The following is a 9,585-nucleotide window of genomic DNA, read 5'->3' as shown; positions in this document are numbered from 1 at the left end:
TGCAACGACTGGCCCGGGCCCCAAAAGACGCGGCGCCGGCCTGAGCCTCTACCAGGTCGTCCGCGAGCTGCAATTACTCCTCGCCCTCTGGACCGCTGCCTGCCCCACCTGCCACCGCGACATACCCACACCGATACGAACCTGACCAAGCCCTACTAGAGGCGAGCGACGAACACGCTGATGTGGGAGGCGACCTGGTCGGGCACCTCCAGTGGCGACAGGTGGCCGGTACCGCCGAGCTCGGTGAGGGTGGCAGTGGTGATCAGAGGAAGCAGGTGTTCGCGCAGGATCCGCGGCGGGTCCACCTGGTCGTCTCTGCCGGCCAGCACCAGTACGGGAACGTTGATGGCACCGACCCTGTCCGTGAAGTCCTCGACCAGCGCCTGTCGCGGCCACGCCATGCGGGCCGCCTCGCCTGGCCGGGAGCTGTCCTCGTGCACCTGCCGGCGCGCCTCGGCGGACAGCTCGCCATTGGTCAGTACTAGATCGATGCTGTGGTCGATGGTCTCGTCGTTGTCGTAAGCGTGCGCCAGCACCTGCTGGAACTCGGGCGTCACACCGATCGGAGCCGGCGGGGCGGGTGCGACGAGCACCACGCCCTTCAGTCCGGCGGGGCGGCGGGAGGCGAGCACCTGGGCCACCTTTCCGCCCATGGAGTGGCCCACGACGACGAATTCTCCGTAGCCGAGTTCGTCGATGACGCGCTCGGCGTCGTCGGCGAGCTGCTCGATGCCATAGGGGCCAGGTACCTCGGTGGACTCACCCCAGCCGCGGTGGTCGTACGAGACGAACGCTTGTGCGGGGCTGAGGCGCTCGACAACCGGCCTCCAGGTGCGGTGGGAGCCACCCCAGTAATGGAGGAAGACCAGAGCCGGCCCGTCGCCCTCGCGGACGTGGCCGTAGACCCGCCCGTCCTTCACGTTGAAGTACCGGCCGATCGGGGTGTACGTGGTCACGGCAGTCAGGTGTCCTTGCCTGGGCCGGTGCGGAGCCGCACTCCTGCGGCCGCTGCCGACGTGAGCCTCGGCGGTTGGGCCATGCTGCTCATGACTCGATCGTCGTCCGGCCTTTCTCGATCAACCACAAGCTCGTATGCCACTATTCGCAAGTTTCGAGACACGCCCAAGAGACGGTCACTCGCTGACCAACACGATGGCTGCGATCACACCGGCGGCTTTCCCTACTGCTGCACTGATACGGCTGCTCGGGTTGCTGGGGCATCGGGCCGCCTCGGCACACCGTCACCCCTCCCGTCTGAGTTCCGCACAGCCGACGCATTCAACGTGCCACGGGCCACCAGACCGTTCCTGCGGTTCTCTGCCCCGGCTCGGCCTGTCCAGAAAGTTACGGTCGTAGCATTGGAGCCATGGCTCCTCATCGCGTCGCGGTCCTGGTGCTGCCCCTCGTACTCCCCATCGACCTCGGCATCCCTACGCAGATCTTCAACACGCGACCCAACACGCCGTACGAGCTCACCGTGTGCAGCGGAGCCCGTGGCAGCGTCACGACCAGCACCGGGTTCACCGTCGGAGGCACAGCAGGGCTGCAGGCCCTGGCCCAGGCGGACACGATCATCGTGCCCGGCTACGGGGACTATCAACTGCCACCGGCACCCGAGGTCACAGCGGCACTGAAACTTGCCTTCGGCCGGGGCGCCCGCATCGCCTCCATCTGCACCGGCGTCTTCGCACTCGCCGCGGCCGGGCTGCTCAACGGCCGTACGGTGACCACGCACTGGGCCAGCGCCGACGATCTCGAAAAGCTCTACCCCCAGATCCGCGTGGACCGCAGCGTCCTCTACATCGACGACGATCCCCTGCTGACCTCCGCGGGCGTGACCGCGGGCATCGACCTGTGTCTCTACATCGTCCGCAAGGACCTCGGTGCTGCCGTCGCCAACGACATCGCCCGCGAACTGGTCGCCGCACCGCACCGCGACGGCGGCCAGGCCCAGTACATCGCCCAGTCCTTGCCCGAGCCCACCGCACGCACCCTCGCCGACACCCGCGACTGGGCCTTGAGTCACCTCGACGAAGCCCTCACGCTGGACGTTCTTGCCCGGCACGCTCGCATCTCCGCCCGCACCCTGGTCCGCTTGTGGCGCCAGGAAACCGGTATTACCCCGCACCAGTGGCTGCTCACCGCCCGTGTCAACCACGCCCGCGAACTCCTGGAAGTCACCGACCTCGGCATCGAACAGATTGCCGCCCAAAGCGGCCTCGGTACCAGCACCAACCTCCGTGCTCGATTCCGCGACGCCCTCGGCACCACGCCCTCCGCCTACCGGCGGACCTTCCACCAGACAACCGCGGCAGGGCTCCAGCCCCGCCAGACGTGAAAGCCAAGAACCTGCCCACCGAGATCAGCCAGGTCGACCGTGACGGCCCAGATGTCCCGAAACTTACGAGTCGTGGCACTGAACACCGTCGTTGATCGACGTGACTCCGACGAGGATCGACGGCAACGGCACCTCCTCACAGATTCGGACCGCTGCCATGCCTATGCTTGACGTGTATGCCCTGAAAGGGACCTTCAGCGACAAGCACGCCCTGGCCAAGGAGCTCGCTGAGACCATCATGAGATGGGAGAAGGTGCCGGCGATTCCCTTCTTCAGCGACAACACTGCCGCCTTCATTCACGAACTGGAGCCGGAGGCGTTCTCCACCGCCGGGGGCGGCAATGGCGTGCGTGTCCACGTGACCACCAACGCGGGCGCCCTCAACCGCGAGCAGCAACTCGGACTGGTGAAAGACATCTCCGCCCTCATCGCCAAGGCAGCGGGAGACGCCTCTCTGTCGGAGCGCACCTGGGTGGCACTGACTGAGACTGTTCCAGGCGGCTGGGGCATCGGCGGGCACGCCTACACCAACGAGGAGATCGTGCAGACCGTAAGGAAGCTCCTCGGCAAGGACTGAATACCCGACCGATCGGAGTACATCCCAACGGCTCAACAGATACTCGGTCAGCGGTGCGCGGCCTGATCGGTAAGTTTCCGCATATCTTCCAGGCGCTTGCGCCCACTTTCTGCAAACGGCAGATAGAAGGTGATTACCCCATGAGCACCGTCGAGGACAGGAACAAGGCCATCGTCCGTGAAGCTTTCGACGCTCTGTTCAACAAGCGGGACTACGCAGCTGCCGAGCGGTTCTGGTCCCCCAGCTACATCCAGCACAGCGCCCATATCGCGCCCGGCCGGGAGGGGCTCTTCGACCTGGTCGACAGCCTCCCGGCGGAGCTGAAGCACGAATGCGAGCTGATCATGGCGGAAGGGGACATGGTCATGGTGCGCGGGCGTTTCTCGGGGCACGGGCAGCCCGCCCCCTGGATCGCCGCAGACTTCCTCCGCCTCGAGGACGGCATCCTGGCGGAGCACTGGGACGTGATCGAGGACGAGGCATCCCGGGAGCAATCCCTGAGCGGTCTGCCGATGTACGGCGACGACTTCCCCGAGGAGCGCTGAGAATGAGTACCTATCGGGTCGCACAGGTGACCGCCCCGAACGGCACGTTCGAACTCAGCGAGCGAGAGGTGCCGCAGCCGGGTTTCGGCCAGGTCAGGATCGCCGTGGAGGCATGCGGCGTCTGCCACACCGATGCTCTCTTCGTGAGGGGCGAACTACCAGGCGTGTCGTTCCCCGAGGTACCCGGACACGAGATCGCCGGGCACATCGAGGAACTGGGCGAAGCCGTTCAGGACCGTGGATGGCAGGTCGGTGACCGGGTCGCGGTCGGCTGGTTCGGGGGCAGCTGCGGCCATTGCAGGCCCTGCCGGGAGGGCGACTTCATCGTCTGCCGGAACCTGAAGGTCCCCGGGTGGACGTACGACGGAGGATTCGCCGAGAAGGTGATCGCGCCCGCCGACGCCCTGGCCCGGATCCCCGACGCACTGGCGGCGCGCGATGCCGGGCCGATGGGTTGCGCGGGCGCAACCGTCTTCAACGGTATGCGGCGCAGCTCCGCCCGGCCCGGAGATCTGGTCGCGGTGCTCGGCCTCGGCGGCCTCGGGCACCTCGGAGTGCAGTACGCGGTCGCGATGGGCTTCGAGACCGTGGCGATCGCCCGCGGCCCCGAGAAGGCCGACTTCGCCAAGCAGCTCGGCGCCCACCACTACATCGACAGCACCTCCGGCACGCCGGTCGCCGAGGCACTCCAGTCCCTCGGAGGCGCCAAGGCCGTCCTCGCCACCGCCGGTAACTCCGCAGCCATCACGTCCACCGTGGACGGCCTCGCCCCCCGCGGGGAACTCGTGGCCATCGGAGCGGACACCGCGCCGCTCGGCATCGGCCCGACCCAGCTGCTCACGGGCGCCTACGTCGTCCGGGGCCACCCGGCCGGCACCTCGCAGGACGTGGAGGACACCATGGCGTTCAGCGCCCTGCACAACATCCGACCGATGACCGAGATCGTGCCGCTGGATCGTGCGGACGAGGCCTACCAGAAGATGCTTGCCGGCAAGGCCCGCTTCCGGATGGTGCTCACGGTCGGGTGACACCCGTCAGCCGGTAAGGCTCTCCAGTCACCCCGCCTCGGACGGGACGCACGCACGGCGGACTGGCTTGAGCAGATCCAGTACCTCAAGGAGACGACCGGCGTGGGACCTGACACCGCCTCATGCCCCGGTAAGTCCACCACGGCCAGTCCGCTCGAGGGGACGTGGACGCGCACGATGGCCGACGAGGACTGGCGGCACTGGCCGGGGGACGAGACCTGGACCGAGCGTCCGCCGAACGGCACTTCGACCCTGACCATCGAGAACGGAATCCTCACCAAGACCGACCCCAACGGCGAGACCGAGCGGTGGCCCTACCAGACGTTCCCGGACCGGATCCATGCCGCCGGGTTGTTCACCTTCAACGCCGCCTTCCGCCTCGACGGCGACCAGCTCACCTTCGGCAACTTCGACTTCGGCGACTGCACGGACTGCAGACGACGGGGAGCCCGTCGCCGTACTCATCCACGACCCCGCGGAGCCACTCCTCGTCCACCGTGTCCACCCTGACCGCACGTCACGCGAGAAGCGGGTTGCCGAACTCCTCTACCGGCTGGATCGCAAGGAGTACGGACCTGACCTGTCGAGCGACAGCTCTCTCTACGGACGCCCGCGTCGCGCCTTGGGGCAGCCGTCCGGCCCGGTCATCAGCAGAGGCCGCCATTCGGACCACCGGCCGCACCCTTCCAGTGATTGCCGCACGACTCGCGAGCGGAGCACACGTCGCAGGGGGTAGGGCGTCTGCGCAGCAGATGCCCCGGACTCGTGAGGAGATCAGCCGTGTACGCAGCCGTCAGACGATATGAAGGGGTGACCGATCCGACTGAGGCAGGGCGTCGGGTGAACGAGGGATTCGTGCCGCTCATCCGTCAGATCCCCGGTCTCCTGGCCTACTACTGGGTCGACGCCGGGAACGGAGTCATGCTCTCGACCAGTGTCTTCGAAAGCGAGGCGGGGGCCGAGGAATCAATCAAGAAGGCGGCGGTTTTCGTGCGGGACAACCTCGCTTCGCTGCTCCCCAACCCTCCCCAGGTCATGTCCGGCCAGGTCGTGGCTTCCGCATAGCGAGGACGCTCAGGCCACCGAGCCGATACTGCGCGCCGTCGGCGGCCCGCCGACGGCGCGGCGAGCGGCGGCGCGCCTACTCCAGGTACCCGAGCTTCTGTCCGGCCAGCAGTGCGTGCACGCGTCCGCCCCTTCGGTGAGTGCCCGGAGTGCCTGGTCCCGCTCGACTCCTTTGCTGCGCTTGCCTGCCATGTGGCAGCCGCCGACGTGGCCGTACACGGCCGCACGTCCGTTGAGCCCCTGCTCGATGAGCCAGTCCGGCGCGGGCGGCCGGGCCTCGATCCCGCGCTGCCGCTCGTCTTCGCGCCGCTTCTCGGCCTCGATCCATCGCCGCGTACGCGCCAGGCCCTCACCATCGACAACCTCGGCGGCCAGCCGGTAGGCCCGACGCATGCCCTCCACACCGTGCAGCCGTCTCACCCGCATCCCCAGCACCTTCTGGGGCCGGGCGTCGAGGTGGTCGGCGAACGGTTCGTCGTACGACAGCATCACCGCGTCGATCTCCGGGACCCGGCCCTCATGCGATCGCCTCCAGGTACGGGCCGCCACGGCAGACGGGGCGAACTCGGCGGTGGAGGCATGCGCCCGCTTGGCGTGCAGGACGTAGAACTCGGCGTCCTCGGCCAGCCGCAGGGCGATCCGGACGGCCTCGTCGGGGTGTCGAAGAGGAGGTCCTCGTCGATGTGCTCGGCCAGCCAGCCGGTGCGTGGCGCGATGACGGGCAGGCCCATGCGCTGGCAGTCGATCACGCTCATCGACCAGGGGCAGCCCGCGCGGTAGCGGGCGACGGCGAAGTGCGCTGAGGCCAGCAGGCTGCGGTAGCGGGCGCGGGCGCCTCCGTCGGAGGCGATGGTCACGCCGGACAGGGCGGCGAGCTCGTCGCGGTGCCGCTCGGGGCTGGGGTCTAGCCGGACGCGTTCCCAGATCAACGGGACGGCGATGCCGCTGCTCGCGATCACCGGATCGCCCTCCGACGCCGGAATCGTCGAAGCCGTCGGAGCCGTCGGAGCCGTCGGCACGCTCCCCTTCCTCATCGCTCACCTGCCAGCCGGACCGCTGGTATCCGTGTGCTCATCTGGGCAGGCGAACACGAGGCCATCGCCGAGACCCGCTCCCTGCTGCGCATGGGGACCATCAGAGATGTCACCGGCATGGCGGCCGCCTACGTCGTCGCCCGCCTCCTGGGAGAGCCGGTCGCGTGTGTGGTCGCCCACGAGGAACACGTCTATCTGTGGAGCTCCGACGACACGTTCGTCCGCAGCGTGCTGTCGGCACAGGCACGCTGCACGCATCCGCCCGCGAAGCTCTCGGACGCCGTGTCGCGGATGCCGGGACCCTGGTCGCACCCAGATGCTAGAACGATTTAGCATCACCCTCTACCATCCAAACAAAATCGATTCAGTATTTCCTTCTCGTCACAGGACGCGAGATCAGGGAGGTTGCCGCTGATGTCAACCATGGAAGGTGTCGCCCTCGGGCGGCCGAGACAGCACGGGCCACCGGAAGGGTTGCCCCGGCCCGGTCGCTGCCTGGTGATGGGAATCTTGAATGTGACGCCCGACTCCTTCTCCGACGGCGGCGTGTACGCGGACACGCGGCACGCGATCGACCGCGGGCTGGATCTCGCCGCTCAGGGCGCGGACATCGTGGACGTGGGCGGCGAGTCCACCCGGCCGGGAGCGCGGCCCGTGTGCCTCGACGAGGAACTGGCCCGGACCGTGCCGGTGGTGCGCGAACTCGCCCGTGCCGGAGTGTGCGTGAGCGTCGACACGATGCACGCACCCGTGGTCCGCGCCGCGGTCGGGGCGGGGGCTCGCCTGGTCAACGACGTCAGCGGCGGCCTGGCCGACCCGGCCATGGCACGGACCGTCGCCGCGGCCGACGTTCCCTATGTCGCCATGCACTGGCGCGCGCCCAGCCGCGAGATGGACCGCCATGCGGACTATGGCGACGTCGTGGCCGACGTCATGGCCGAACTCGGCGCGCGCCTTTGGCGGTTGACGGAGGAAGGGGTGGATCCGGCCCGTATCGCCCTCGATCCGGGACTCGGCTTCTCCAAGCGCCCCGAGCACGACTGGACGCTCCTGACGGGTCTGGAGAGACGGCGGACGCTGGGATTCCCCCTCCTGGTCGGTGCGTCGAGGAAGCGCTTCATCGGCGCGGCCCTCGCGGAGGGGGGCGCCGGTGAGGTACCGCCCGCAGGGCGTGACGTGGCGACGGCCGCCGTCTCCGCGCTCGCGGCCGTCGGAGGCGCGTTCTGCGTTCGCGTGCACGACGTCCGCGCGAGTCTCGACGCGGTGCACATGGCCGCCGCCTATGTCGACGCGTCGATCGCACGCAATGAATGCGAAACCAGCGCCTCGCCTGAGTGCGACCACTCTGCTAGCTTGCGCTAGATCGTTTTAGTACCGCCAATCCGTCGACAGATCAGGCCCGATGGCCTGCTGCTGGCATGCGCTAGATCGATTTAGCTCTCACGGGACAGACAGCACGGGACAGACAGCTACGAAAAGGAGCCGTTATGGCAACCCCCTCCCTTCAGGACGGCATCGAGAAGGCAGGTTCGCCTATGAAGCTGCTGTGGCAGCCGAATGCCGAGCCATGGACCCCCGAGGTTGTCGAGCGCGAGTACGCGGGCTGGCGTCAGGAGCAGGCCGCGTGGCACGAGGGCGTGGCCCTGCTCAACCTCTCGCACCACATGTACGACATGTGGATCGAGGGCCCGGACGCCACGCGGGTGCTCGCCGACCACGGTGTCAACAACTTCGAGAAGTTCGCTATCGGCCAGGCCAAGCAGTATGTGCCGGTCACCCGCAGCGGCCACATCGTCACCGACGGGATCCTCGCCCGCGAGGGCGAGAACAAGTACCTGCTCAGTGGCATCCCCGCAGCTCAGCGCTGGGTGCAGTACCACGCGGAGAAGGGTGGCTATGACGTCGGCTTCGTCACCGACCCCTCGTCCACCTTCCGGACCGGCGGCGGCGACCCGAAGCTGTTCCGGTACCAGATCCAGGGCCCGCTGGCCGCGGAACTGGTCGAGCGTGCCTTCGGCGGGCCGCTGCCGGAGACCAAGTTCTTCCACTCCAGCGCGGTCACCCTGGACGGGCGCCCCCTCCGTGCCCTGCGCCACGGCATGGCGGGCCAGGCCGGGTTCGAGTTCATCGGCCCCTGGGAGCACGCGGCGTACGTCCACGAGACGTTCCTCAAGGTCGGCGAGCCGCTCGGCCTGATCCAGGTCGGCGCCCTGGCCTACGCCACACCCAGCGTGGAGAGCGGCTGGATCCCCTCGCCGGTGCCCGGCATCTACACCGACCCCGAACTGCTGGACTACCGCCGGCACCTGGCCCTGTTCGGCATCGAGGGCAAGCGCCCGCTGAACGGCAGCTTCTTCTCCGAGGACATCGAGGACTACTACGTCTCCCCGTACGAACTCGGCTACGGAAAGATGATCTCCTTCAACCACGACTTCGTGGGCCGCGACGCCCTGGAGAAGGCCAAGGGCGAGGTACGCCGCACCAAGGTCACTCTCGTCCTCGACTCCGACGACGTGCGCACGGTCATCGGCGAGGGCCAGGACCCCGGCTTCGTGCTCACCTACGCCCGCCACCGCGTGGAGACCGCCGCGGGTCTGGTCGGTGTCACGATGCAGAGCGCGTCGATCGACCCGGTGGGCACCGTTTTGGCGCAGACCCTGATCGACTCCGAGTACGCCACTGCGGGCTCCGAGGTGTCGGTGGTCTGGGGCGAGCACCCCGGTTCCGGCACCGACCCCGAGGCCGACCTCGGCTTCCCCCGCATCCGTGCCACCGTCCAGCCTTCCCCGTTCAACGAGCACGCGCGCACCTTCTACCGCCGCGACCGCTGACGCGACCACCTGCCTGGCACCCCTCCGGCCCCACGTGCCGTGCGACGCGACCCCGCGTCGCCGGCCCGGGGGGGGGGGGGGGGGGGGGGGGGGGGGGGGGGGGGGGGGGGGGGGGGGGAGGAAGAAGAGGGGAGGGAGGGGAGAGGAGGCGGTCACGTAGAGTAGCA

At 68.4% G+C, this 9,585-nt stretch carries 12 protein-coding genes; 9 read left to right on the top strand and 3 right to left on the bottom strand.

The genetic code is table 11. The features are described from left to right. Positions 1-155: 155 nt before the first annotated feature. Positions 156-956 (bottom strand): alpha/beta fold hydrolase, encoded by an 801-nt coding sequence (locus ACZ4WS_RS32940; protein ID WP_467986291.1) that lies wholly within the window; start codon positions 954-956, stop codon positions 156-158. 410 nt (positions 957-1,366) lie between these two features. Between ACZ4WS_RS32940 and ACZ4WS_RS32935 the strand changes: the two genes are divergently transcribed. The 6 genes from ACZ4WS_RS32935 to ACZ4WS_RS32910 all read left to right on the top strand — a co-directional run bounded on the left by ACZ4WS_RS32935 (position 1,367) and on the right by ACZ4WS_RS32910 (position 5,553). Next, on the top strand, positions 1,367-2,338 hold the full coding sequence (locus ACZ4WS_RS32935) for a GlxA family transcriptional regulator (protein ID WP_467986290.1): 972 nt from the start codon (positions 1,367-1,369) through the stop codon (positions 2,336-2,338). Positions 2,339-2,429: 91 nt separating this feature from the next. Further along, the gene (locus ACZ4WS_RS32930; RefSeq protein ID WP_467986288.1) at positions 2,430-2,915 is read left to right on the top strand and encodes a tautomerase family protein; all 486 of its coding nucleotides are present in this window, start codon (positions 2,430-2,432) and stop codon (positions 2,913-2,915) included. A 140-nt stretch (positions 2,916-3,055) separates the two neighbouring features. Further along, positions 3,056-3,460 (top strand): nuclear transport factor 2 family protein, encoded by a 405-nt coding sequence (locus ACZ4WS_RS32925; RefSeq protein ID WP_467986286.1) that lies wholly within the window; start codon positions 3,056-3,058, stop codon positions 3,458-3,460. 2 nt (positions 3,461-3,462) lie between these two features. After that, positions 3,463-4,488, top strand: a complete 1,026-nt coding sequence (locus ACZ4WS_RS32920; RefSeq protein ID WP_467986284.1) for an alcohol dehydrogenase — start codon at positions 3,463-3,465, stop codon at positions 4,486-4,488. 102 nt (positions 4,489-4,590) lie between these two features. Further along, positions 4,591-4,998 (top strand): hypothetical protein, encoded by a 408-nt coding sequence (locus tag ACZ4WS_RS32915; RefSeq protein ID WP_467986282.1) that lies wholly within the window; start codon positions 4,591-4,593, stop codon positions 4,996-4,998. 300 nt (positions 4,999-5,298) lie between these two features. Then, the gene (locus tag ACZ4WS_RS32910) at positions 5,299-5,553 is read left to right on the top strand and encodes a hypothetical protein (RefSeq protein WP_467986280.1); all 255 of its coding nucleotides are present in this window, start codon (positions 5,299-5,301) and stop codon (positions 5,551-5,553) included. 9 nt (positions 5,554-5,562) lie between these two features. Here ACZ4WS_RS32910 and ACZ4WS_RS32905 read toward each other — a convergent pair whose 3' ends face one another. Together ACZ4WS_RS32905 and ACZ4WS_RS32900 are read right to left on the bottom strand one after the other, a co-directional pair. Next, entirely contained in the window at positions 5,563-6,042 is a 480-nt protein-coding gene (locus tag ACZ4WS_RS32905; protein WP_467986278.1) for a DUF6233 domain-containing protein, read from the bottom strand. Continuing rightward, on the bottom strand, positions 6,042-6,572 hold the full coding sequence (locus ACZ4WS_RS32900; RefSeq protein WP_467986276.1) for a hypothetical protein: 531 nt from the start codon (positions 6,570-6,572) through the stop codon (positions 6,042-6,044). The genes ACZ4WS_RS32905 and ACZ4WS_RS32900 overlap by 1 nt, the downstream gene beginning before the upstream one ends. 48 nt (positions 6,573-6,620) lie before the next feature. Between ACZ4WS_RS32900 and ACZ4WS_RS32895 the strand changes: the two genes are divergently transcribed. The 3 genes from ACZ4WS_RS32895 (at position 6,621) to ACZ4WS_RS32885 (ending at position 9,418) form a co-directional block, all read left to right on the top strand. Next, positions 6,621-6,920 carry a hypothetical protein gene (locus ACZ4WS_RS32895; protein ID WP_467986274.1) on the top strand — a complete coding sequence of 100 codons (300 nt, stop codon included), beginning with the start codon at positions 6,621-6,623 and terminating at the stop codon, positions 6,918-6,920. Positions 6,921-7,010: 90 nt separating this feature from the next. Next, positions 7,011-7,949 (top strand): dihydropteroate synthase, encoded by a 939-nt coding sequence (gene folP, locus ACZ4WS_RS32890; protein ID WP_467986307.1) that lies wholly within the window; start codon positions 7,011-7,013, stop codon positions 7,947-7,949. A 125-nt stretch (positions 7,950-8,074) separates the two neighbouring features. Beyond that, positions 8,075-9,418, top strand: coding sequence for an aminomethyl transferase family protein (locus ACZ4WS_RS32885; RefSeq protein ID WP_467986272.1), 1,344 nt, complete (start codon positions 8,075-8,077; stop codon positions 9,416-9,418). Positions 9,419-9,585 lie beyond the last annotated feature (167 nt).

It is taken from the genome of Streptomyces sp. NPDC029292 (assembly GCF_055569295.1).
Note: the sequence above shows the minus strand (reverse complement) of the source record. Positions and strands in the feature narration are given on the sequence as shown.

Coding starts and splice junctions, on each gene's coding strand:
- ACZ4WS_RS32925 (WP_467986286.1), top strand. CDS start 3,056: ATGAGCACCGTCGAGGACAGGAACAAGGCCATCGTCCGTGAAGCTTTC.
- ACZ4WS_RS32885 (WP_467986272.1), top strand. CDS start 8,075: ATGGCAACCCCCTCCCTTCAGGACGGCATCGAGAAGGCAGGTTCGCCT.
- ACZ4WS_RS32905 (WP_467986278.1), bottom strand. CDS start 6,042: ATGCTGTCGTACGACGAACCGTTCGCCGACCACCTCGACGCCCGGCCC.
- folP (WP_467986307.1), top strand. CDS start 7,011: ATGGAAGGTGTCGCCCTCGGGCGGCCGAGACAGCACGGGCCACCGGAA.
- ACZ4WS_RS32935 (WP_467986290.1), top strand. CDS start 1,367: ATGGCTCCTCATCGCGTCGCGGTCCTGGTGCTGCCCCTCGTACTCCCC.
- ACZ4WS_RS32920 (WP_467986284.1), top strand. CDS start 3,463: ATGAGTACCTATCGGGTCGCACAGGTGACCGCCCCGAACGGCACGTTC.